Origin of the sequence: Ruminococcus sp. 1001713B170207_170306_F1 (assembly GCF_015668065.1) — a bacterium.
Lineage (GTDB): Bacteria > Bacillota > Clostridia > Lachnospirales > Lachnospiraceae > Blautia_A > Blautia_A faecis.
On the sequence record NZ_JADPEX010000004.1, the window covers coordinates 108,065 to 131,541 of the forward strand.

Consider the following 23,477-nt stretch of genomic DNA (forward strand, 5'->3'; position numbering starts at 1 on the left):
CCTCTCATTTCAGGCAAGTGCCCGTTCCAGCACTTCATTCATATTTTCCACAAACGTGATCTTCAGTCCGTCTGTGATCTCCGCATCCAGTTCTTTGATATCCGGTTTATTGGACTTTGGAACCAGTACTTCTTTAATCTTGGCGTACTTAGCTGCAAGAAGCTTCTCTTTCAGTCCGCCGATTGGAAGTACACGACCTCTTAAGGTGATCTCACCAGTCATGGCAAGATCCGCTCTTACCGGCTTGTCAATAATGGCAGAAAGCATTGCAGTTGCCATGGTAATTCCGGCTGACGGACCGTCCTTTGGCACTGCCCCTTCCGGAATATGTACGTGAATGTCATTTTCCTGGAAAAATTCCTGATTGATTCCATATCTGGCTGCTACAGAGCGGATGTAGCTGATTCCCGCTGTTGCAGACTCCTTCATCACGTCTCCAAGCTGTCCGGTAAGCACAAATTCCCCTTTACCCGGCATAATATTTACTTCGATCTGAAGGGTATCACCGCCAACCTGTGTCCAGGCAAGACCTCTTGCGATACCAACCTCATCCTTTTTATTCGCCATCAGGTAATTGTATTTCTCCTGCCCCAGAAAGCTCTCAAGGTTCTTGCCAGTGACCGTTACCTTCTCTTTGCCATCTTCCATGATCAGACGTGCTGTCTTACGACAGATCTGACCGATGAGACGTTCCAGATTGCGGACACCGGCTTCCTTCGTATAATTATTGATGATTTTTCGAAGAGCGCCGCCCTGAATGGAAAGTTTGCCTTTCTCAATTCCATTGGCTTCCATTTGCTTGGGAATCAGATGCTCCTTTGCAATGTGCTCTTTCTCATTCTCCGTATAACCGCTGATCTCAATGACCTCCATTCGGTCAAGAAGCGGTCTTGGGATTCCCTGAATATCGTTGGCTGTTGCAATAAACAACACCTCTGAAAGATCCTGGGGAAGCTCCACATAATGGTCATTGAAATGACTGTTCTGCTCCGGATCCAACACCTCAAGAAGCGCAGAAGAAGTATCTCCCTTGTAATCACTGCTCGTCTTGTCAATTTCGTCCAGAAGCATAAGCGGATTGGCAACCTTTGCCTGCTGAAGGGCAACCGTAATCCTTCCCGGCATAGCACCCACATAAGTCTTTCTATGTCCGCGGATCTCAGCTTCATCCTTCACACCACCAAGACAGATACGGACATAACGCTTGCCAGTGGCTTCTGCAACAGATTTTGCAATAGAAGTCTTACCGGTTCCAGGAGGTCCCACAAGGCAAAGTATAGGAGATTTTCCTTTATGTGTCAGCTTACGTACAGACAGGAATTCCATAATACGCTCTTTTACATCCTTCAGACCATAATGACCTTCTTCAAGAATCTTCCAGGCTGCTTTCAGATCTTCAGAATCTTCAGAGCACTTATCCCACGGAAGGGAAAGAAGTGTCTCAATATATCCCCGCAGAATGCTGCTCTCAGCTGCATTGGTGCTGGTGATTTTAAAGCGGCCGATTTCTTTGAAAATGCGATCCTTTACTTCCTGGGAAGCAGTAAGCTCTTTGGCTTTTCTGCGGAACTCCTCAGCCTCATCAGCAGTATTGTCCTCGCCAAGCTCCTCCCGTATCAGTTTCAGCTGTTCTCTCAAAATATATTCACGCTGGTTTTTATCCACGCGCTTTTTCAGTTTCTGCTGAAGGTCGTGGCTGATATCCAGCACATTGATCTCATTGCTCAAAATGGCACCAAGAAGCTCATATCTGTCTGTCAGTCTGGCTGCCTCCAAAAGCTTCTGTTTGCTCTGCCAGGAAAGAGGCAGATTAATTACGATCTGGTCGATCAGCTCCGGTGCTTTCTCTATATTCATGATCTGGGCAGACAGTTCTTTTCCAATCTTTCCACCCTTAGCGCAATAAGTTTGGAACAGCTCCCTGATACTTCTGTACATTGCCTCCAGCATCGCCTGAGGCAGCTCCTCTTCTTCCTCATTAACAAGAACAGTCTCTGCTCTTAAATATGGTGTCTCCTGTTCCAGACCAAGAAGTTCTGCCCTTCTTTTTCCCTCAACAAGAACACGCAGCAGGTTGTCAGGAAGTTTCACAACCTGCTTAATATATGCAATAGTTCCTACCTGAAACAGCTGTACAAATCCAGGATCTTCAATCTGGGGATCCTTCTGGGTTACCAGAAAGATCTTCTGATCCTGAAACATTGCCGCTTCGATTGCCTTTTTGGAACGTTCCCTGCTTACATCGAAATGGATGATCATTCCCGGAAGAATGGTAGTTCCGCGAAGGGCAAGGGCAGGAAGTACATTGATTGGCTCACTCATTTGTAGTCAAATCCCTTCATCAGGCTGTTTCCGGAGTGCCCTTTTTGTGTGCACGCTGGCTTCTTCTGCCTGTATTTGCCGGATTCACCGGCTGTGCAGGAGCTTCCCCATGAACGATCTGAGGTTCACCAGTTCCCTCTACAGCTTCTTTTGTAATAATGCATTTACGAATGGTGTCGTCAGACGGAGTCTTATACATCAGATCCATAAGAGTGCTCTCCATGATCGCACGAAGTCCTCTGGCTCCGGTTTTACGTTCCATGGACTTTCTCGCCATAACACGAAGTGCTTCATCCTCAAAATCAAGCTCTACTCCATCAAGTTCAAACAGTTTATGGTACTGCTTGGTCAGTGCGTTCTTCGGCTCCTGAAGGATGCGAAGAAGTGCGTTCTCATCAAGTCCGTCTAAGGTTACCACTACAGGCACACGTCCTACAAACTCTGGAATCAGTCCATAACGGATCAGATCCTCCGGCATTACCTGCTTGAACAGTTCACCAACATTCTGTTCCTCTTTGGAAGCGACTTCTGCACCAAAGCCAATTGCCTTGGTATCCTGTCTTCCCTCAATGATCTTCTCCAGACCGTCAAAGGCACCGCCGCAGATAAACAGAATATTTGTAGTATCGATCTGGATGAATTCCTGATGCGGATGCTTTCTTCCACCCTGAGGAGGAACACTTGCAACAGTGCCTTCCAGAATTTTCAGAAGTGCCTGCTGTACACCCTCTCCGGAAACATCACGAGTGATGGAAACATTCTCTGATTTACGTGTGATCTTGTCAATCTCATCTATATAAATAATTCCGTACTGCGCTCTGTCAATATCATAATCAGCAGCCTGAATGATCTTCAGAAGAATATTCTCAACATCTTCACCTACATATCCTGCCTCTGTCAGGGTAGTGGCGTCTGCAATGGCAAACGGTACATTCAGAAGTCTTGCCAGTGTCTGGGCAAGAAGTGTCTTACCGGAACCAGTTGGTCCAAGCATAAGGATGTTGCTCTTCTGAAGCTCTACATCCAGATTTCTGGAAGCAGTAACACGTTTGTAATGATTGTATACAGCAACAGAAAGTGCTTTCTTTGCCTCATCCTGTCCGATTACATAGTCGTCCAGAATTGCATGGATTTCCTCTGGTTTCATCAGATTGATCTCAGATCCAAGAATCTCTTCCTGATCGTATCCTCCAAATTCTTCCTCCATGATTTCCGAGCAGATACCTACACACTCATCGCAGATGTAGGCACCATCCGGTCCGGCGATTAATTTGCGGACCTGATCCTCGGTTTTCTGGCAAAAGGAACATCTTACTTTTCCTTCTCTTATCTTCTCAGCCATGAATCTTTAACTTTTCCTTTCTTTTAAATAAAGCAACCTTATTCAGAGCTATTCTGAAAAAAGTTTTCTTTATTTCTTAAAATTTGAAATTATTCTGTAAAATATACCTATTTTACAAAATTATCCCATTTTACAAGATAAGACTCCTGTTAGTTCAGGAGTCTTTTCTTACAGTAGCATGCAAAAGAAAACTCCGGCTATTAGAGTTCTAAAAGCTCCAGGGGGATTTCTTTTGTTTTCAGTTTAGGCAGGAAAGTTTATACTGGAAATACACAAATATACTACATCTTCATCAGTGTACACTCGGTTATCCAGTTACAGTTTTTCCCTATTTGTGGGTTACAACACCATCGATCAGACCATAAGCCAATGCTTCCTCTGCGGACATGTAATTGTCACGGTCTGTATCTTTCTCTACTACCTCAAGAGGCTGTCCGGTATTTGCAGCCAGAATTTCATTTAATGTTCTCTTTGTCTTGGCAATGTGATCTGCCACGATCTGGATCTCAGTAGCCTGTCCCTGGGCTCCGCCAGATGGCTGATGGATCATGATCGTAGAATTCGGCAGTGCAAATCTCTTACCCTTTGTACCACCAGCAAGAAGGAATGCTCCCATGCTGGCAGCCATTCCCAGACAAATAGTGGAAACGTCGCACTTGATATACTGCATAGTATCGTAGATAGCCATACCAGCTGTCACGGAACCACCCGGGCTGTTGATATAAAGCTGGATATCCTTTCCAGGATCCTCTGCTTCCAGAAAAAGCAACTCAGCAACTACCAGGCTGGCACTTACATCGTTTACTTCCTCTCCCAGGAAAATGATTCTGTCCTTCAGAAGCCTTGAATAGATGTCGTAGCTTCTCTCCCCTCTGCTTGTCTGCTCAATGACATAAGGCACTAAACTCATATATTCCCTCTTTTCTTATCAGATGCGCTCCACCTGGTCTGCATTATAATGCGCCAGAGAGAGCGCTTTCATAACAAAATAATTTTTCCCTCTTGGGATGTGCAGTTATCTGCCTGCTGATTATTCAGCGTCTGCTGCTTTCTCAACTTCAACTGCTGCATCAGCGATAACAGTAACAGCCTTCTGAACAGCCATATCTTTCTTCATCTGCTCAAGTCCGCTCTCACCGATAGCTTCTCTGATCTTGTCAGCTTCCATCTTGTAAGCATCTGCCATCTTCTGGATCTCTTCTGTGATCTCTTCTTCAGATGGCTGGATGTTCTCAGCCTCAGCTACTTTCTCAAGAACCAGTCTTGTCTGGATTCTCTTGAGAGCCTGTGGCTTCATGTCTTCCATCATCTTGTCCATGCTCTGGCCTGTGAACTGGAAGTACTGCTCCATGGATAATCCCTGCTGCTGCATTCTTCTGGAGAAATCGTCCATCATCTGACGGCACTCTGTCTTTGTCATAAGCTCCGGAATATCCATCTGTGCATTCTCGATTGCTTTATCTACTGCAGCGTTCTCTTTTGCAGTTCTTGCTTCTTTCTCTTTCTTCTCTGTCAGTTTCTTCTTAACATCTTCTTTGTACTCAGCAAGAGTATCAAATTCAGATACGTCTTTCGCAAACTCATCGTCAAGCTCCGGAACCTCTTTGGTCTCGATCTTCTTAACGTCACACTGGAATACAGCTTCCTTGCCAGCAAGCTCTTTTGCCTGATATTCCTCCGGGAAAGTAACCTTAACTTCTACATGGTCACCAGTGTTTGCTCCAACAAGCTGATCCTCGAATCCCGGGATAAATGTACCGGAACCAAGTGTAAGTGCGTAGTCAGTTCCTTTACCGCCTTCAAATGCAACACCATCAACAAATCCCTCGAAATCGATTGTTGTGATATCGCCGTTTGCAGCTGCACGATCCTCAACTGCAACTGTTCTTGCATTCTTATCCTGCTCTTTCTTAACCTCAGCGTCAACTTCCTCGTCTGTTACAGCGATCTCAGACTTCGGAACCTCTACACCCTTGTACTCTCCAAGAGTAACCTCTGGTTTCACAGCTACATCAGCTGTGAAGATAAGAGCTTTACCTGGCTCCATCTGTGTAACATTGATCTCCGGCTGGGAAACGATCTCAAGATCGCACTCGCCAAGAGCTTTTGTATACTCCTGTGGTACAAGAGAATTAACAGCGTCTTCCATGAATACACCCTTGCCATACATGCTCTCGATCATCTTTCTCGGAGCTTTTCCTTTACGGAATCCTGGAAGGCTGATTCTGCTTTTCTGTTTCTGGTAAGCTTTCTCCATTGCTTTGTCTAAATCTTCAGCGGAAACTTCGATGGTAAGCTTCGCCATGTTTTTCTCTAATTTCTCCACCTGTAAACTCATTTTCGTGTTCCTCCTTAATATATATCTCTCTGCATTCTTTCTGCGGTTATAAATGCGCAGGGTTTCCCCCTATTATTACAGTCATTGTAGAAGTATAGCACAACCCAATTAAAAACGCCAGTGTTTTTTATGGTTTTCCCGGTTATTTTTTTGGGGATTTTCCCTGTTATTCCTTGAAAATCAAGGTTTTTCAGAATATTTCCTACTTGTATACTACGGATTCTGCAATCTGCTCTGCTTTTTCCTGACCAAGGAGCTGGGAAATCAGGGAAAGGGCAAAGTCAATTGCAGTTCCAAGTCCACGGCTTGTAGTAATGTTTCCATCAATTACAACCTTTTCTTCAGACTTCACAGCATCTCCAAGACCGTCCATGCAGGCCGGGTATGCAGTGGCCTTCTTTCCATGTAAAAGTCCGATTTCTGCAAAAACAGTAGGTGCCGCGCAGATGGCTGCGATCTTACCTCCATTATTATAGAAGCTTTTAACCAGATCGGTAAGTGGCTCGAATCCTCCAAGATAAGTGGTTCCAGGCTGCCCGCCTGGGAGAACCAGCATGTCCGCGTCGGAGAAATCCGCCTCACAGAAGGTGGTATCGGTCAGCATGGTGATTCCATGGGCTGTGGTGATCTGTTTGGTGTTTTTAATCGAAACGGTTGTAATAGTGATTCCTGCTCTTCGCATAAGATCAACTACAGTTAAGCCTTCAATGTCTTCGAAACCGTCGGCGAGGAAGATGTATACTTTTTTGCTCATAGTGGAACCTCCTGATTCATTTTCACAATTATTTACTTATAGTTACTGCTCACTGGTAATATTCCGCGAGATGTTTTTTGTAGGCAAAGCTCACATTTTCTTTCCTTTATCAGCAGCTCCCTGCAATGCTTCAAACACAGCACTGCGGAAACCATTTTTTTCCAGGATACGCACACCCTCAATGGTCGTTCCTGCCGGGGAGCATACCATATCCTTCAGTTCTCCCGGATGCATACCTGTCTCCAGAAGCAGCTTCGCACTTCCAAGTACAGCCTGGGCAGCAAACTGATAGGCCTGTTTTCTTGGCATTCCCTGTGCCACAGCTGCATCTGCCATTGCTTCAATAAACATAAATACATAAGCCGGAGAGCACCCACTGACTGCGCTAACTGCGTCCATCAGTCTTTCAGGTACCACCTCTGTGCGACCGAAGCTGTTTGTAATGGCAAGAATCTGATCCAGATCCTCTTCTGTTACCCGATCATTGACACAGGCACCTGTCATTCCTGCCCCTACCTGCGCCGGGGTATTCGGCATAAGACGTACCACCTTTAACGGCTGCTCACATTTTTCTTCCAGCCATGCAAGAGTTTTACCGGGCGCAATTCCTACGATCATATGCTGTGGTGTCAGGAAACTTTTAATTTCACCGATTACCTCCTCATAGAATTGAGGCTTTACTGCTAATATAACAATATTTGCATTTTTCACAACTTCACAATTATCCAGAGTTGTCACAACTCCAAGTTTTTCCCGACTTCTTCTGCTTCCTTCTTCTGTGAGATTTGAAACAATAATCTCATTTTTTTCAAACACACCATTTTTCAGGATTCCACCGATCATTGCAGAACCCATATTTCCACATCCGATAAATCCGATTTTCATATCTTTGCGCTCCCTTCATGTAGGTCATTTGTTTGTTATTGCTCATTATAAAATAAAAATTTTATCTCTTTTTCCCTTTACTTAGAGTACTGTTATGATACTCTGCAGAGTAGGTCACATCCTCCCCAAACCACTTAGGCGGCTGGTAGGCATGAGCGGCTTCTTCGTTTGGGAATTCCACCTCTGCCAGGAGAAGACCTTCGTAAGGGGCTTTGAATACGTCCAGTTCGATGGACAGGCCGTCTTTCTCGGGGATCACATAGCGGATCTTGGAGATCACGATTCCGTCTGCTTTGGGTTTTAAGTGCTCATAGGCTTCTTTTGTCAGCGGCAGATTGTATTCCTCTCTTGCCAGAAGTCCCTTTGATTTATAAGTCAGATAGTAATTGTCATTGGATTTGCGGATTCGCACTACCGGCTCTGTGCACAGATAGCCCTGCTCAATTGCCTTGCTTGGATACTGTTCCAGGTTTTCCGGAAGGTTTTCTCTCTTAATGAGAAACTTTCTCTCAATTTCCAACTTAGTTTCCTCCTCATGTTTTTTTATGAAAAGCACAAACTTTTCAGCTCTCCGTATATACAAAATTGAGGGCAAACACCCTTGCCCTCAATTTTACTCTTCTACTTTTTTTTATGCAACAACTGATTAAATATTAAATTTATTCCTTTTTCTCTTCCACCGGATCCGGGGTCCAGTTTTTCCTTCCGAATCTGGTTGCCAGCGTCAGCATTTCCTTCTGCAATTCTTTGCTGAACTGTCCTTCCTTCAGGCGCCACTTCCAGTTTGTTCCCAGAGTGGACGGTTGATTAATACGGGCAGAATTATCCAGCTGCAGATAATCCTGAATCGGAATAATACATCTTCCGGCTACACTTCCCATAACCAGGCGGATCATATTCCGGCAGATGCCTTTCTCATCATCGTGGAAATTCCACAGATATTCCCGAACCATATGACGCTCCTCAGGGGTAATATCCCCATACCAGCCAAGCAGTGTCTCATTGTCGTGGGTTCCGGTATAAACCACACAGTTATTTGTGTAGTTATGAGGCAGATAGTCACTGGCATTTCCAGTATCCCGCTCATCAAAGGCAAACTCGATTACTTTCATGTTTGGATAACCGCTCTCTTCAACAAGACGCTTCACAGAGTCAGTCATGAAACCAAGGTCCTCAGCAATAATATCCTTGTGTCCCAACCGATAGGAAACGGTGCGGAAAAGATCCATTCCAGGTCCTTTTTCCCACCAGCCACGTTTTGCATCCTTGTCACCATATGGAATCGCATAATATTCATCAAATCCACGGAAATGATCAATGCGGACAACATCATACATATTAAAGCAATGTGCCAGACGTTTGATCCACCACTCGAATCCGGTATTTTTATGCACATCCCATCTGTACAGCGGATTTCCCCAAAGCTGTCCTGTTGCAGAAAATCCATCTGGCGGACATCCGGCTACCTGTGTAGGCTCGTTATTTTCATCCAGTTTGAAAAGTCCTGGATTTGCCCAGGTATCTGCGCTGTCCATGGCAACATAGATCGGAATATCTCCGATAATACGAATTCCTCTTCTGTTTGCATACGCTTTCAGTTTCGCCCACTGTTCATAAAATTTGAACTGCATATACTCCTGGAATTCAATTTCAAAATACAGTTCTTTTCTGTAATAATCCAGTGCATTATTCCAGCGAAGACGGATGTCCTCCGCCCATTCTGTCCACGGAATTCCCTCAAAACGATCCTTCACCGCCATAAAAAGTGCATAATCGCCAAGCCAATGCGCCTGCTCCTGCTGGAATCTTACAAAGTCAGGATTTTTGGAAATATCGCTTCTCTCATAGGCTTTACGAAGAAGTTTGTATCGTCCTTTGTAAATTTTCTCATAATCCACATCATCTTCCCTGGAACCGAAATCCACAGCATCACACTCTTTTTCCGTAAGCACTCCCTCTTCGATCAGGTCTTCCAGACTGATAAAATAAGGATTTCCTGCAAAGGTGGAAAAAGACTGATAAGGTGAATCACCGTAGCTGGTTGGTCCAAGGGGCAGAATCTGCCAACAGCCCTGTCCGGCTGCCTTCAACTGATCCACAAACTCATAGGCACTTTTTGAAAAACATCCAATTCCGTATTTTGAAGGCAGACTGCTGATTGGAAGCAGCACGCCACATTCTCTCTGATTTCCCATTTTTTCCTCCCTGTTCAAAAGCATCAAACTTTAGCATATATTGTTACACTTATCACAGTGTAACATACATGTTTATATCATGCCACAATTCATGTCCTTAAATCAATATCATTTTTTCAAGAAATATGGTATTTTTTTCTAATAATTGTGATATTTATTTTTATTCTTCACCAGACAGGACACAGAACCGGTCAGTCCCAGAGCTTCTGCTATATACGTTTTCTCTCCTTTTTGCTTTCCCGATCTGTAAAGCAGCACAAAAAATCCGAAATCGGACCTTTTTTAATAGATTTAGTCCGATTTCGGATTATGATCAAGACATAGAAACAAACTGCTTACATGCATTCAGCTTAGATTTAGCAAACCAAATTTTATACATGTAAGCTATATTGTACCTTTCGCTTATTTAATAAATAGTTATTTAATAGCAGGCAATTTTACGCTGTTCGACTTCCTCTTGTACCAGCCATTCTGGTACTGGTATCAAATTCACGAAGTCTCCGTTTGGATTCCTCGCTTAAATTTCTCGGTACCTGAACCTGGACGGTTACGTACAGATCACCGTAGACTCCAGCTTTTCCCATTGCCTGGATACCTTTTCCTTTCAGACGGATCTTGCTGCCAGACTGTGTGCCTTCCGGGATACGGCACATTACCTGGCCATTCAGGGTCTGGACTTTTGCCTCACCGCCCAGAGCAGCTGTGATGAACGGCACATTTACGGTGGTGTAAACGTCGGTGCCTTTTCGCTCAAAGCCAGGGCGCTCGCCTACATGAACCTTCAGAAGAAGATCCCCTGCGGGAGCACCTCCGTAACCTGGATTTCCTTTGCCTCTCAGACGGATACTCTTGCCGTTGTCAATTCCGGCAGGAATGTGAACTTTCAGAGTCTGTTTGCCACTGCCGTCTGCACCAGAAAGATTAATCAGCTTGTCGCAACCAAATGCTGCCTCGTTGAAGCTGATGGAAATTTCTGCGTTCAGGTCCTGGCCTTTCTGCTGGTGACTGCCACTAAAGCCGCTATTGCAGCTGTTTCCAAAGCCATCTCCATAACCGGTACCATCAAAACCGCCACTGCCGAAACTACCATTAAATCCGCTTCTAAAAGAGCCGTTTTCAAAACCAGAGTGACCAAAACCGCTTCCTCCAAATCCGTGTGCGGAACCAGCCTTTCCAGAATTGCTTCCTCCTCCGAAGCCTCCTCCAAACAGATTCTTCAGAATATCGTCCATGTCACCACCTTCGAAATGAAATTCCTGATAGCTGCCATCCGGACTTCTGTAAGCACCGCTATGACTATTTCCAAAACCGCCAAAGCCACTGAATCCAGAGCCGTCAAAGCCGCCGTTTCTATTAAAGCCACCTTCACCATATCCGGCACCGCCAGCACCTTCTTCAAATGCTGCATGACCGAACTGATCATAGAGTTTTTTCTTCTCAGGGTCACTGAGCACATTATATGCTTCTGTGACTTCCTTAAACTTTTCTTCAGCATCCGGATTTCCCGCGTTTGAATCCGGATGGTATTTCTTTGCCATCTTACGATAAGCTTTCTTTATAGCATCTTTATCCGCGCTGCGACTGATTCCCAGCACTTCATAATAATCTCTCTTTGCTCCCATACTGGTCACCTCTGACTCCTCATATTGCGAAATAAATTCATTACTGCCCACAGCTTTCATCCATATACTTTGTAATATATTTTCTGAATACAGTAATGTCAATTTATTGTAACTATTCAGTATCTACAAATTCCCCGGAATCTCTTCCGGGGAATGCTGTTGTCCATCTCCCGAACATCCACGGGAAATAACTTTTATTTTTGTTCTATTTGTAATATAACATTCATTCTTTTAAAAGTCAAGGTATGGAACATAATTTCATATTTTTTTCACATTAGTAGTTCTATTGCATTTTCTATGGTATAATGATAATACTTTACTATTTTCAGGAGAACAAAAATGAAAAAGAAACAATTAAATCTCACCTCCGGTCCTATTTTACGGACTTTGTCTGAGCTGGCACTGCCAATCATGGCTTCTTCCTTCCTGTCTACCGCCTACAACATTACAGATATGGCATGGATAGGAATGCTGGGCTCTAAAGCAGTGGCGGGTGTGGGCGTGGGAGGTATGTACGTCTGGCTCTCCCAGGGACTTTCTTCCCTGGCAAGAATGGGAGGACAGGTAAACATGGCGCATTCCCTTGGAAGAGGTGACCAGAAGACTGCCGCAGGCTTTGCACAGGCGGCTCTGCAGCTTACCATACTCTTCTCTCTTTTTGTTACCTTGATCAGTATGTTATTTACGAATCCGCTGCTGCATTTTTTTGCATTAAATGATGCAGAAACTTACAACAGTGCCAGAATTTATATGCGGATCACCTGCGGGCTGATCCTGTTTTCCTTCCTTTCACAGGTGCTGACAGGTCTTTTCACAGCCCAGGGCGATTCCAAAACACCGCTGAAAGCAAACTTCTTTGGTCTGATACTGAATATGATCCTTGATCCGCTTCTTGTTCTTGGTGTAGGACCATTTCCCAGATTAGAAGTTGTAGGAGCAGCAGTTGCAACTGTTACCGCACAGATTATAGTTCTGCTGATCCTTGTTGCAGAAATTCTCCGTGACCACGGTGAAACCAATGTACTACACAAAATCCGTCTGCTTTCCAGACCGGATATTGCCTGTTTAAAAGGAGTCTTTCGCATTGGAACCCCCACTGCACTTCAGGGAAGCCTTTACTGTATCATCTCCATGATACTCACCCGAATGGTTTCCGGATTCGGGGACGGAGCGATTGCCGTACAGCGTGTAGGCGGACAGATTGAGTCCCTTTCCTGGAACACAGCTGATGGTTTTGGCTCCGCCCTGAACGCTTTCATGGGGCAGAACTACGGAGCAGGAAAAAAAGATCGAATCAAATCAGGATACCATATTTCCATTCGGCTTCTGATATGCTGGGCTGCACTGATCACTATTGCCTTTGTATTTTTCCCGCGGCAGATTTCTGTGCTCTTTTTCCACGAGGAGGAAGTTATCCGGCTTTCCGTTGATTACCTGCGAATCATCGGATTTTCCGAAATTTTTCTCAGCGTGGAAATGATGACTGTGGGTGCCCTGTCTGGTCTTGGACGGACACAGCTTTGCAGTCTGATCAGCGTTGGCCTGACTGTTATACGAATCCCCCTTGCACTGGTTCTGTCAAACACTGCACTGGGACTGAATGGAATCTGGTGGGCACTGACACTTTCCACCGTTTCAAAGGGAATTATTTTTTATTTTGTGTTCCAGTATATTTGCGAACATAGTTTGTTAAGAACTACAAATAGATAAAAAAAGATCCGACAGATGGTATTTTCATACCTGTTCTGTCGGATTTTTTTATAATTAAGTTTTACACTTCTGAAATTATTTTTCAGAAACAACCACCTTGATTGCATTCTTTTTCTCTCTGCTCAGGAAACAGGATACGATTTCCAGCACCAGCATGATAACCATAACCACCGCTGTCACAATAATATAACCGATCACACCAGAAGAACCGAACATGGAAATTCCGTTCAAGGCATCTGCAAAAGTGTTGATACTGTTTACGATCATTTTTCCAATGGAAAGTGTAATAAACACAACTGCAATCAGATTGAAAATATCCGCAATCACATAATCTGCAAATACGTAAATCCCACAGCACATAATGGCCAGTACAAGATAAAGATCAACAGCTTTATTAAACTCATTTACACGGTTTGCGTTGATACTGTAATAAATAATGCAGAACAGGCCGAGCAGAATATTTAATGCATTAAAAATGCCGCTGATTCTTTTTCCTAATATCTTATCTTTGATATTCATTATGCATTTTCTCCTCTCTTTTTACTCCAAACCAGCATTTCCAGATAGTAAAGTACAATAAACAGTATAGTAATTGTTCCAAATCCAATTGTTGCCGCTTTCAAAGCTGTTTTCCACCATGGAGTAATATGTACTACATGAGAGGTTTCATCCAGTCCATTAATCAGGATAGAATGAACCTGTGCATAAACATTGTGCTTGGTTGCATTACGCAGAGTCTGAAGCATGTAACCGTCACCATTTTCGATGGCTTCCGTAACCATGTCTTTACTGAGCACTACAGAAGAATCATCGGAAGCTCCGAATCCTGCCATATCCCAGCACCAGTAGTCAAGTCCTGCTGTAATGTTAGAAGTATAATGTTTCTTGTAATCCATATTTACAACCGCATCAGAAGTAACATGTCCTTTGTAAGCCCATTCTCCTCTCATAACAGTTGTAAGAAGTGCTGAGGAGCTTCCGCAGTAAGTGCAGCCGATTCTGTTAAATGCTGTCATACAACCCATTGCGCCGCCTTTTGTATAAGCTCCCTCAAAAGCTCGCAGATACTGCTCACGAAGAGCCTGTTCATTGGTAAAGGTTGCCGCACTCTCACGATGTGCTTCCTGGTCGTTTACAACCATGTGTTTATAGCCAAGGATAATTCCATATTTCTGAACGTTTTCAGCAACAACAGTTCCTACCAGATATCCCATGTTTCCATCTTCAGAATAGTAAGCAGAAGCTCGTCCGTTAAACTGTGTACGATGGCAGTTCGGGCCGCCAGACCAGATTTCTGTTGCGCCCATAAAATAAGCTTCATTTGCAGTCATGCTGCTTCGTTTCGCAACATCATCTTTATTCCAGGTGCAGGTCATAACAACGGTGGAAGGCCATACAATACCGGATTTTCCAGTAAGTTTGAAAGTTACCTGCTCCAAACAGTCCATATCATCCCCACGGTAGGTAGACGGCATTGCAATACTCTCAACTAGTACAGAACCGTTCTGGTCAGGGAGAATAGAAGCCATTTCTTCTACCGTGAGCTGGTCAAGGAATTTATCCCATGTGGCATCGTCATCGTAATCTACATCTTTCATTGCAACAAAGTTAATGCCAGCATCTACTCCCTGGGTAAAATCATCTACAGATGGTGCATCTTCTGGTTCTGTATAAAGATCACCATTTAAAGTTTTCATCATATCCTCAGTTGCAGTTACAGAAACCTGCTCTGCTGGATATGTTCCCTCCCAGTCACTTCTGGAAAGATAAGTTACAGTGTCTGTTCCAAGGTTATTTAAATTGGCATCGTCGAACTGGTTTGTTACTTCCATATCAGAATAGCGGGACATTTTATAGGACTCTGTATCCAGTTTTGCATTGTTCCAGGAGTATGCTTTCTCTGCATCTCCTTTAGCCTTCTCGCCCAATGCATCTGTCATTCCCTTGGCACCTTTTGCAGCAAGAATATTGTTCAGGGCATCGTGTGCATCATCGCCGATGGCAAAGTAATAATCGCCTTCGCTTAAAATATAGCCTTTGGCATTGGTGTAATCGTAGCTTGCAAGGAGATATCTTTCTACTGGAATTTCCAGTGTCTCAGAAGCACCTGGCGCCAGGATATCTGTCTTATCAAAGCCCACAACCTGGACTGCAGATTTCTCCACATTGTTCTCTTTTTCATAATCCCCATATGGGGTCTGTGCATAGACTTCTGCAACAGATTTTCCAGCTACATCACCAGTATTTGTCACGGTAACTTTTACGTTGTAAGTATCTGTTGTTTCGTCATACTCTACACCATCAAGGGTCTGGGAAAAGGTTGTGTAGGAAAGTCCATAGCCAAATGGATAAGCGATTTCGTCATTATAATTCCATGCTTTTCCAGTTGAGGAACCAACTATACTGTCTGCATTTCCGTTTCCAAGTACGGTATCCTCATAACGGGTTTCATAATATTTATATCCTACATAAATATCCTCTGCATAGATCAGATAGTTGGAAACATACTGATCGCTGTCTGAACAATATTCCAGAACCTCATCCAGATTCGCCCACTCTGGCGTATTTTTCATCTGTGCATAGGTGATAGCCGGAGCTGACAGGGAATTTTTCGCATAGGTATCAACCAGTTTTCCAGATGGGTTCGCCTCTCCTTGAAGCAGATTTACAACACCTGTAAATCCAACAATACCAGGGGAACCAATCCACAGGCATGCATCCACATCATAATCATCCAGGTCTCCAAGCTCCATAGCCCAGTTAGAATTTACAAGAAGAATAATTTTCTTAAATACGCCCTGCTCTTTCTGTTCTTTCAGCATATTCAAAAGATCTTTTTCGTCCTGATGAAGAGCCAGCTGACTGATTCCCTCTGAATCTTCAAGAAGAAGGTCACAATCCTCACTTGCCTGTCTTGTAAGCATAACAACAGCTGCATCATTATACTGATCCTGCCAGCTATTTTTCAGATTTTCTGTGTAAAAATCTGCTGGTGCTTCTCCAATCTGCGGATCGTCAACAGATTTTACACGCATATAACCGCTCTCCTGATAAGCCTTTACCATTGTCTGATTAACATCATAAACGGACTCCATTGCTCCAAGATAAGTTACCAGTTCCTGGGTAGAATTAGCCGTAGAATGATAACTGTAAAAAGGTCCTGAGTAGGATTGCGGACCGCCAAAACCTGTACTTCCAGCTACACTTTCCGTACTCTCAATAGAATTTTGTCCAAAAAGTGTAATGCTGCTTCCAGCCGCCAGTGGAAGTGCATTGTTGTCATTTTTCAAAAGAACAGAACCTTCTTCCTGTTCTGCAACTGCCTGTGCTGCCGCATCATCCTCCAGCTGCTGCAGCTTATCTCCATCATAAATATCAGTTCCATAATCGCTTTTATAATAATCTGTATCAACATCTAAGCCTTCATCCGAAACTGTCTTTGTAGTTTCAATGCCAAGCACTGTGTTTAGTCTGCCCTCATAGGCCTCTGCCACAGGAGTTCCTATGGACACAACTGTAAGCAGACAAGCTGAAACAGCACCCAGACCACGGGTGATTTCCTTCTTGATTTTCATATGTTTCCTCCCATTTGATCAACAATAAATATTGTTTTTTGCTTTTCATGACCGCGCGTTCATCATGGTCAGGAGCTTAACACATACTCAAAAAGGATATTTTAAGATTTCGTAACAGGCATTCCAGATTTCGTAATTTGCACTTTATTTTGCGACAGGTATAATAATCGTCAGGCTGAACATGTGATTTTCCGCTGTAATATCCATACTTCCATTATATTTTTCCACACATTTTCGCACACTTTTCAACCCATATCCGTGACCATCATGTGCATTTTTTGTAGTCACAGGAAGCCCTTCTGAAAAGTTTATTTTCTCGTTTTCCATATAATTCTGTATCTGAATAAGGAGCAGATTTCCCTTGGTCCAAATAGATGTGGAAATCACTTTTTTCTCTTCGTCAGAAACCATAAGTACACTCTCAATTGCGTTGTCAATTACATTTCCAAGAATAGTATATAAATCCACAGCAGATATAAAATCCATTTTCTTCCCGTCTGCCACACAGGTTAATTCTATGTTATTTTTCATGCATACCAGTCTTTTCTGGGATAGCAAAGTATCCAGAACTTTACTTCCGGTTTCCACTTGGGAATCATAAGACTGGATAGTTTTACACACCTGTTCATAGTATGCTTTTTGCTGTTCTTCATCTGAGAAAAGCTTCAGTGGCTCCAGCTGTTTTTTTAGATCATGGCAGATCAGATTGATCCGCTCCACATCATCCTGTCTCAGCCGGAACAATTCCTTTTGTTTCAGCCGAACCTGTTTTTCCAGATCCTGCTCTCTCTGTTTATTCAATTTATTTTTGTAATCCATCTGTTCCCATAATACAAACAGACAACAAATCAGATCGTATGCTTTACATAGGTAATAGAGATTATTTTCTTCTGCATTAAACATGGTATCTGCTGCAATACTAAGCCCCAGAGCGAGCATGATAATAAGGAAAAACGACATCATAGAGAAACGAATATCCACATCATAATGTCCATTTTCAGGTAATTTTCTTCCGATAAACCAGTACAGCAAAAGTGCAATGCACACTGCACACACAATATATGCCGGTGCATAAACCGGTATTCCATGAACTGGTCGAAACAAAATCAGATATACACAATAGCTGATATGCTGTACTGCATAGGCACATGTAACGCTATACAAAGCCTCTTTCCAGGAAATTTCGTATGCAAAATAACTGCTGAATACAAACAAGGTAAACTGCATGATGTATGTAAAAAGCCCATGAGAAAAGGGCGCAGAACAACATACGGATATCAGAAAGCCAAGGACAATTCGCCATGCAAAGTGTTTTCTTTTCTGAATGCCAATTGAAAATAACAGTATGATTGGGAACACGTTGATTGAAAAAAATGCATGTCCTATGTATATGGGAATTTGGGATAAAATTTCTGATACCATCAGCGCAGCCCTCCTTTGTAATAATCAAGTAATGCCTGTTTTACCTCTTTTTTCTTCGATCGGCTGACTTTTAATTCTGTTTTATCATTCAAGGTTATAATATCCTTTTGAAAATCTGTGACGTATTTCATGTTAATGCAAAAGGAACTGCTGCAGCAGATAAAATGATAGTCTGCCAATTTTGCCGCAAATTCTTTCAGGGTAGAAAGAAGCTGATATTCTTCATCTACCGTAAAAATATGCAGCCAGTGATCACGAATCTCCACATAAACAATCTCATCGGAGGACACTTTTTTCATCCCGTCTTTGTATTCCAACAGAATATTAACAGACTCCTGGCCTTTCACAGACTTCAGGGCTTTTTCCAGTTTCATAGAAAAAGAAAAATATTTTATAGGCTTCAGGACAAAGTCCAAGGCACCCACTTCGTAACCATTGATTGCATATTGCGCCATGTTGGTTATAAATATAATCAGCACTCTTTGATCCCTTTTTCGGATTTCTCTGGCAGCATCCATACCATTCATTTTTGGCATTTCAATGTCCAGTAAAAGAACATCATATATGGGTTCGTATTTAAATACCAATTCATTTCCATCTTGAAAAAAAGACGCCTGGATATCTATATTTGTTTCTTTTTTGTAACGCTCAATATATTCGGAAATTGTCTTCTGGAATGAGGGATCATCCTCTGCTATTCCAATTCTGAACATCCTATTGTTCTCCTTTTCCCTGATATAAGTAATTCTAAAAACAGCAATATTCACTCAAACTGCTTCAGATATTCCCCCACCGACCGTGTCATTTCTTTTGAAAAATCGGAATTATATTTTCTTTTGCAGAAGGCTTTGCACCAGTCTTCGAAGGTGGAATTTTTGTATTGGTGACTCAACATTTCGCGAAGTTCAGTGTCGTCCATACTGCGGTAGGTATTCTCATGGACAATATGTTCCTGTGCACATCTCTGGGGTTTAGGGCGATTCTTTTGCTGCTGGGTGGGCCAGCCAAATACCAGCATAACAGCTGGAAAAACATAATCAGGCAGGTTCAGAAGTCTTCTTTGTTTCTCATAATTTTCCATAATATCACCAATGTAGCAGGAACCGATACCAAAGCTCTCCGCTGCCACAACTGCATTTTGTGCGGCAATTGCCGTGTCTGTCACCGCAAGCATAAGGTCTCCTATACCTGGTTTTCTTGGCTCACAGCCAGCTTCCAGATATGCATCATACCACTTCTTGCAGTCAGCACAGAATACCAGTACCATAGGTGCTTTCGCAATAAATGGCTGGTAGTCGCAGGTCTCAGATAAAGCCTTTTTCAATTCTTCATCTGTAATGTCCAAAATAGTATAAAGTTGCTGACAACCTGCTGTAGGCGCCTGGGCTGCGGCTTCAAGGATGACCTTCTTCATCTCCTGCGGAATGGACTTTTCTTCGTATACGCGCATGGATTTTCTATTATATAAACTTTTTATAATTTCATTCATTTTAAATTTCTCCCTTTTCCTCTAAACAGCTATCATCGAATGACATAACCGTATAAAAATTATCTTTCTTCGATTTTTCTTACAAAAAAACAGATATTCCCAATAATAATACCGAGAAATATCTGTTTTTTCAAGTCAATATGGAGTCCACAATTTAAGCAGTCTGTGCGCTGTCTTTCATCATCCTGTAATAGCAAGGGATCAGAAGTGCACACGCACCGAACTAAGCCAGTGGACTGGCAATACAGACAGCCGTATAGCCATTCTTCAATAAAAAAACGATTCGGGTATTGTCATTTCTGATACAGATATTGACATTTTTTTAAGAAGTATTACAAAGTAATTTCCTGATCACGTAAAAAAGCCCTCGGATGCCAGAAACATTCGAGGACTTCTTCTTTTATTTTTATATTTAAACTTGTTGGGTTTGGTTAAATTGCTAACAAATTCTTAATTGCTTCCATATACACTTCCACAGCCTCTTCCATCTCGGAAACAAGAATGAACTCATCTGCACCGTGAATACGATAATCCACACCCAGCTTTTCCGGACCAAATGCAATAATATTTTTCAGAGATTTGGCATAGGTACCACCGCCAATTACCATTGGTTTGTTCTCCGTGTCGCCAGTCACATCCACATAAGCCTTGTACAGGGCATTTACCAGCGGAGATTCTCTTGGGAAGAACAACGGATTACCGATTTCCCCCACCTCAATACGGCCATTTTCATCTTCCAGATTACCCTCTATACGATTCAGAATATCATCCTTTTTGAAGGTTACAGGTACACGGATGTCGATGGTGCAGGAAATCACACCATTCTCTGTTTTTACGATTCCATTGCAGAAGGTCAGTTCACCAAATTCATCGGCAATTTTAAGGCCGACACCGGAGCCATCACAGGCAGTTCCAATGTGCTGATTATAAAATTTAACAAAATCGTCTTCAAAGCCTGCCTTTGCAAGACATTCCATGGTAACACCTGCTGCGTTGATACCAAGTGTCGGGGTGCTGGCATGAGCCGGTACGCCTTTTGCATAAATGGTGATCTGGTTTTCGGCTTCCGTAACTTTATATTCCTGCAGTTTTGTTTCGGAAAGCATCTGCTCCAGTTTCTCCTTAAGACCAGCTTCCGCCGGAATCACAGTGGTACAGTTATCGCATACTGCATTAGAAACAAAGCCACCATTCATGGAGATAATTCTGGTATTTTTGGAATATGCCATCATGGACATATAGCCTTTTTCACCATGAATACATGGGAAATTTGCATCAGGTGTAAAGCCGCAGGATAACTCTTCCTCTACCTCATTATAATGTGCCATACATTTGGAACCGGTCTCCTCATTGCATCCCATGATCAGACGGACTCTTTTGTTCAGTTTCACACCGGAATCCTTTAGAAGTTTCATCGCATAGAGAGCTTCAATTACAGGTCCTTTGTCATCTGTAGTTCCACGTCCGTATACATGGTCGCCATCTCGTGTCAGCTTAAATGGATCGTAGGTCCAGTCACCACCTACAGGTACAATATCAAGATGACCTGCAATACCTACGATTTCCTCGCCTTCTCCCATTTCGGCGTAACCACAGTAATTATCAAGATTTACGGTTTTAAAACCAAGCTCTCTGGCAATTTCAAGCCCGATCTCAAGTGCCTCTGCCGGTCCTTCTCCGAAAGGTTTCCCCTCTGACGGGGTGCCAAGCTGGGAATCAACGGCAACCAGCTTTCCAAGATTTTCAAGCATTTCCTCAGATAATGCATGGATCTGTTCTCTTGTATTCATAGATGTTATATTTCCTCCAAATTCTATTTTATCTGTGCAGAGCATTTCCACCAATTGTAATGACTCTCCCGGGTAACGTCTTTTCACAGCTGCTCCAACAGCTGCTTCTCCACATTTTCAAAGCCAATTCTCTCAATAGTCTCCGCAAAACGTTCTCCCTTTATTCCATTGTCACGGAAGAAAAGAATGGCCTTTTCAATTACATCCAGGGCTTCTTCTTTGGATGTAAAAATCCGGCCAAGGGCTTTTCCCTGAGATACTTTTTTACCCCAGCGTCCACCTATGTATATCTTATAGCCGTAAGCGCCGTCCTCAATGGTATGGAACGGACATTTTCCAACACAGCGGCCGCAGTTTTTACATATGTTTTTGTCAATCTGAATCTTCCCATCAACCACCTTTGCCACTTTGTTTGGACAGGCAGCCTCAATGGCACATTTCTTGCAGCCTTTACATACATCTGCATTGACGTTTGGAATTCTCTGTCCAATAATTCCTACATCATTCAGGTCTGGTTTCACACAGTTATTCGGACAGCCACCCACTGCAATCTTAAATTTATGCGGAAGTGCAACCTCCCTGTAGCCTTCATAAAAACGTCTGTAAATTTCTTCTGATACTGCATAGGAATCCAGAAGTCCATACTGGCATGTAGTTCCTTTGCAGGACACTACAGGACGTACCTTAGCCCCTGTTCCACCTGTTACCAGGCCTTCCTTCGCTATAAATTTCTGAAATTCTTCAATCTTATCGTAGGGAATTCCCGGGATTTCCACGGAAAGTCTGGTGGTATACAAAAGCTCACCGTTTCCAAATTTTTCTGCAGCGTCTGCCATACAGCGATGCTGTGCTGCCGTTACTTTTCCATTTGTTGTAAGAACTCTTGCTGAAAACAGATCGGTTCCTCTGTTATTCAGAAAGCCCATTCCTTTTACTCTTTTTTCATCCTCCGGGCTGATTGTTAATGCTGACATTTTTGATACCTCATTTCCTGTTACTATTCACTGATAATTTTTTCATCTGTGAATTCTATTATAGCACCTGAATTGGTGTTTGAAAAACGTTTTTCTCTGTGGTATTCTATAAGCATATAAATAATACAAACCGGAAGGATAATTTCTATGTTAATTTGTGATTATATTGTAGAATCTATTGACGGCGACTACGCTCACCTGCGCAGGACAGATCTTCCCGAGGAAGAACTGAAGCTGGTAGCAAGAGCGCTTCTGCCATTTGACATTACAGAAGGATGCAGATTACATTATGAAATGATGCAGTATACCATAGTTGACTGATATACTGCATAGTAATTCATTCGATTGTAAAACAACATTCAGGCATTTTCTAGCTCCGCATTAATCGTATCTTCACTGGCTGCCATTGCCTGCAGTGTCATGGTCAGCAATTTTTCCAGTTCCCAGCCAAGCTGCTGCGCACCGCGCTCAATTACTTCGCGGGAGCAGCCTGCTGCGAAGCCTTTACTCTTGTACTTTTTCTTCAGGGATTTCAGTTCCATATCCTTAGTGCTCTTGGACGGACGCATTAATGCTGCTGCCCAGATCAATCCGGTAAGTTCATCTGCTGCAAAAAGCACTTTTTCCATCTCCTGTTCCGGTGCTACATCGATTGTTACACCGCAGCCTACGGTTATTCCATATCCGTGAGATACCACACTGTGTATCACGTCTTCGCCTACCCCTGCCTCGCGAAGCATTTCCGGTGCTTTCAGGCAATGCTCTTCCGGATAAAGCTCGAAATCAATGTCGTGAAGAAGCCCTACGATTCCCCAGTATTCAGCATCCTCTCCATATCCCAGTTCGTTTGCATACCATTTCATGACCGCTTCCACAGTCAGTGCATGCTGGATATGAAATGGATCCTTGTTGTATTTTTTTAATAATGAAAAAGCCTCGTCTCTTGTGATTGTTTCCATTGTTGTCACTCCTCGTATGTCTTTCTATACTCTGCTTACCACATAAGCATGTTCATGATTTGGAATAAAAGAAAAACCTTGCAAATACTATACATCGTTC

The 23,477-nt window shown here is 43.0% G+C and carries 19 protein-coding genes; 2 read left to right on the forward strand and 17 right to left on the reverse strand.

Annotated features, from left to right (window positions below):
- Nucleotides 1-9: 9 nt before the first annotated feature.
- The 9 genes from lon to I4V84_RS04550 all read right to left on the reverse strand — a co-directional run bounded on the left by lon (nucleotide 10) and on the right by I4V84_RS04550 (nucleotide 11,458).
- Nucleotides 10-2,322, reverse strand: a complete 2,313-nt coding sequence (lon, locus tag I4V84_RS04510; protein WP_195991337.1) for an endopeptidase La — start codon at nucleotides 2,320-2,322, stop codon at nucleotides 10-12.
- Between the two features lie 19 nt (nucleotides 2,323-2,341).
- A complete protein-coding gene (gene clpX, locus I4V84_RS04515; RefSeq protein WP_195991338.1) occupies nucleotides 2,342-3,664 on the reverse strand; it encodes an ATP-dependent Clp protease ATP-binding subunit ClpX in 1,323 nt (440 codons plus the stop codon).
- Nucleotides 3,665-3,992: 328 nt separating this feature from the next.
- Complete coding sequence (clpP, locus tag I4V84_RS04520; protein ID WP_118582708.1) at nucleotides 3,993-4,574, reverse strand: ATP-dependent Clp endopeptidase proteolytic subunit ClpP; 582 nt, start codon at nucleotides 4,572-4,574, stop codon at nucleotides 3,993-3,995.
- 120 nt (nucleotides 4,575-4,694) lie between these two features.
- A complete protein-coding gene (gene tig / locus I4V84_RS04525; RefSeq protein ID WP_195991339.1) occupies nucleotides 4,695-6,002 on the reverse strand; it encodes a trigger factor in 1,308 nt (435 codons plus the stop codon).
- 202 nt (nucleotides 6,003-6,204) lie between these two features.
- The gene (locus I4V84_RS04530; RefSeq protein WP_118582702.1) at nucleotides 6,205-6,756 is read right to left on the reverse strand and encodes a DJ-1 family glyoxalase III; all 552 of its coding nucleotides are present in this window, start codon (nucleotides 6,754-6,756) and stop codon (nucleotides 6,205-6,207) included.
- 90 nt (nucleotides 6,757-6,846) lie between these two features.
- Nucleotides 6,847-7,641 carry a pyrroline-5-carboxylate reductase gene (proC, locus tag I4V84_RS04535; RefSeq protein WP_118582699.1) on the reverse strand — a complete coding sequence of 265 codons (795 nt, stop codon included), beginning with the start codon at nucleotides 7,639-7,641 and terminating at the stop codon, nucleotides 6,847-6,849.
- A gap of 61 nt (nucleotides 7,642-7,702) precedes the next feature.
- Nucleotides 7,703-8,161: a CYTH domain-containing protein gene (locus tag I4V84_RS04540; protein WP_195991340.1), complete on the reverse strand. Its 459-nt coding sequence runs from the start codon at nucleotides 8,159-8,161 to the stop codon at nucleotides 7,703-7,705.
- 139 nt (nucleotides 8,162-8,300) lie between these two features.
- Nucleotides 8,301-9,836, reverse strand: coding sequence for a 4-alpha-glucanotransferase (malQ, locus tag I4V84_RS04545; RefSeq protein ID WP_195991341.1), 1,536 nt, complete (start codon nucleotides 9,834-9,836; stop codon nucleotides 8,301-8,303).
- A gap of 437 nt (nucleotides 9,837-10,273) precedes the next feature.
- On the reverse strand, nucleotides 10,274-11,458 hold the full coding sequence (locus I4V84_RS04550; RefSeq protein WP_195991342.1) for a DnaJ C-terminal domain-containing protein: 1,185 nt from the start codon (nucleotides 11,456-11,458) through the stop codon (nucleotides 10,274-10,276).
- 339 nt (nucleotides 11,459-11,797) lie between these two features.
- Here I4V84_RS04550 and I4V84_RS04555 point away from each other — a divergent pair, with 339 nt between their 5' ends.
- Complete coding sequence (locus tag I4V84_RS04555) at nucleotides 11,798-13,168, forward strand: MATE family efflux transporter (RefSeq protein WP_195991343.1); 1,371 nt, start codon at nucleotides 11,798-11,800, stop codon at nucleotides 13,166-13,168.
- A gap of 75 nt (nucleotides 13,169-13,243) precedes the next feature.
- Here I4V84_RS04555 and I4V84_RS04560 read toward each other — a convergent pair whose 3' ends face one another.
- The 7 genes from I4V84_RS04560 to I4V84_RS04590 form a co-directional block, all read right to left on the reverse strand.
- Nucleotides 13,244-13,687: a hypothetical protein gene (locus I4V84_RS04560; RefSeq protein ID WP_195991344.1), complete on the reverse strand. Its 444-nt coding sequence runs from the start codon at nucleotides 13,685-13,687 to the stop codon at nucleotides 13,244-13,246.
- A complete protein-coding gene (locus I4V84_RS04565) occupies nucleotides 13,687-16,743 on the reverse strand; it encodes a glycoside hydrolase family 3 protein (protein ID WP_195700416.1) in 3,057 nt (1,018 codons plus the stop codon). Before I4V84_RS04565 ends, I4V84_RS04560 begins: the two co-directional genes overlap by 1 nt.
- Nucleotides 16,744-16,887: 144 nt before the next feature.
- On the reverse strand, nucleotides 16,888-17,907 hold the full coding sequence (locus tag I4V84_RS04570; RefSeq protein ID WP_173773116.1) for an ATP-binding protein: 1,020 nt from the start codon (nucleotides 17,905-17,907) through the stop codon (nucleotides 16,888-16,890).
- Nucleotides 17,908-18,164: 257 nt separating this feature from the next.
- Nucleotides 18,165-18,878 carry a LytTR family DNA-binding domain-containing protein gene (locus I4V84_RS04575; protein WP_118582663.1) on the reverse strand — a complete coding sequence of 238 codons (714 nt, stop codon included), beginning with the start codon at nucleotides 18,876-18,878 and terminating at the stop codon, nucleotides 18,165-18,167.
- Nucleotides 18,879-18,928: 50 nt separating this feature from the next.
- Complete coding sequence (locus tag I4V84_RS04580) at nucleotides 18,929-19,654, reverse strand: nitroreductase family protein (protein ID WP_173719359.1); 726 nt, start codon at nucleotides 19,652-19,654, stop codon at nucleotides 18,929-18,931.
- A gap of 431 nt (nucleotides 19,655-20,085) precedes the next feature.
- On the reverse strand, nucleotides 20,086-21,444 hold the full coding sequence (locus tag I4V84_RS04585) for a M20 family metallopeptidase (protein ID WP_173719374.1): 1,359 nt from the start codon (nucleotides 21,442-21,444) through the stop codon (nucleotides 20,086-20,088).
- A gap of 83 nt (nucleotides 21,445-21,527) precedes the next feature.
- On the reverse strand, nucleotides 21,528-22,418 hold the full coding sequence (locus I4V84_RS04590) for a 4Fe-4S binding protein (RefSeq protein ID WP_173717264.1): 891 nt from the start codon (nucleotides 22,416-22,418) through the stop codon (nucleotides 21,528-21,530).
- A 147-nt stretch (nucleotides 22,419-22,565) separates the two neighbouring features.
- On the opposite strand from I4V84_RS04590, the gene I4V84_RS04595 reads away from it, so the two are divergent.
- Nucleotides 22,566-22,739: a chorismate--pyruvate lyase gene (locus I4V84_RS04595; protein WP_118582657.1), complete on the forward strand. Its 174-nt coding sequence runs from the start codon at nucleotides 22,566-22,568 to the stop codon at nucleotides 22,737-22,739.
- A gap of 38 nt (nucleotides 22,740-22,777) precedes the next feature.
- Here I4V84_RS04595 and I4V84_RS04600 read toward each other — a convergent pair whose 3' ends face one another.
- Nucleotides 22,778-23,377: an HDIG domain-containing metalloprotein gene (locus I4V84_RS04600; protein ID WP_118582654.1), complete on the reverse strand. Its 600-nt coding sequence runs from the start codon at nucleotides 23,375-23,377 to the stop codon at nucleotides 22,778-22,780.
- Nucleotides 23,378-23,477 lie beyond the last annotated feature (100 nt).

Coding starts and splice junctions, on each gene's coding strand:
- lon (WP_195991337.1), bottom strand. CDS start 2,322: ATGAGTGAGCCAATCAATGTACTTCCTGCCCTTGCCCTTCGCGGAACT.
- clpX (WP_195991338.1), bottom strand. CDS start 3,664: ATGGCTGAGAAGATAAGAGAAGGAAAAGTAAGATGTTCCTTTTGCCAG.
- clpP (WP_118582708.1), bottom strand. CDS start 4,574: ATGAGTTTAGTGCCTTATGTCATTGAGCAGACAAGCAGAGGGGAGAGA.
- tig (WP_195991339.1), bottom strand. CDS start 6,002: ATGAGTTTACAGGTGGAGAAATTAGAGAAAAACATGGCGAAGCTTACC.
- I4V84_RS04530 (WP_118582702.1), bottom strand. CDS start 6,756: ATGAGCAAAAAAGTATACATCTTCCTCGCCGACGGTTTCGAAGACATT.
- proC (WP_118582699.1), bottom strand. CDS start 7,641: ATGAAAATCGGATTTATCGGATGTGGAAATATGGGTTCTGCAATGATC.
- malQ (WP_195991341.1), bottom strand. CDS start 9,836: ATGGGAAATCAGAGAGAATGTGGCGTGCTGCTTCCAATCAGCAGTCTG.
- I4V84_RS04550 (WP_195991342.1), bottom strand. CDS start 11,458: ATGGGAGCAAAGAGAGATTATTATGAAGTGCTGGGAATCAGTCGCAGC.
- I4V84_RS04555 (WP_195991343.1), top strand. CDS start 11,798: ATGAAAAAGAAACAATTAAATCTCACCTCCGGTCCTATTTTACGGACT.
- I4V84_RS04560 (WP_195991344.1), bottom strand. CDS start 13,687: ATGAATATCAAAGATAAGATATTAGGAAAAAGAATCAGCGGCATTTTT.
- I4V84_RS04565 (WP_195700416.1), bottom strand. CDS start 16,743: ATGAAAATCAAGAAGGAAATCACCCGTGGTCTGGGTGCTGTTTCAGCT.
- I4V84_RS04575 (WP_118582663.1), bottom strand. CDS start 18,878: ATGTTCAGAATTGGAATAGCAGAGGATGATCCCTCATTCCAGAAGACA.
- I4V84_RS04580 (WP_173719359.1), bottom strand. CDS start 19,654: ATGAATGAAATTATAAAAAGTTTATATAATAGAAAATCCATGCGCGTA.
- I4V84_RS04585 (WP_173719374.1), bottom strand. CDS start 21,444: ATGAATACAAGAGAACAGATCCATGCATTATCTGAGGAAATGCTTGAA.
- I4V84_RS04590 (WP_173717264.1), bottom strand. CDS start 22,418: ATGTCAGCATTAACAATCAGCCCGGAGGATGAAAAAAGAGTAAAAGGA.
- I4V84_RS04595 (WP_118582657.1), top strand. CDS start 22,566: ATGTTAATTTGTGATTATATTGTAGAATCTATTGACGGCGACTACGCT.
- I4V84_RS04600 (WP_118582654.1), bottom strand. CDS start 23,377: ATGGAAACAATCACAAGAGACGAGGCTTTTTCATTATTAAAAAAATAC.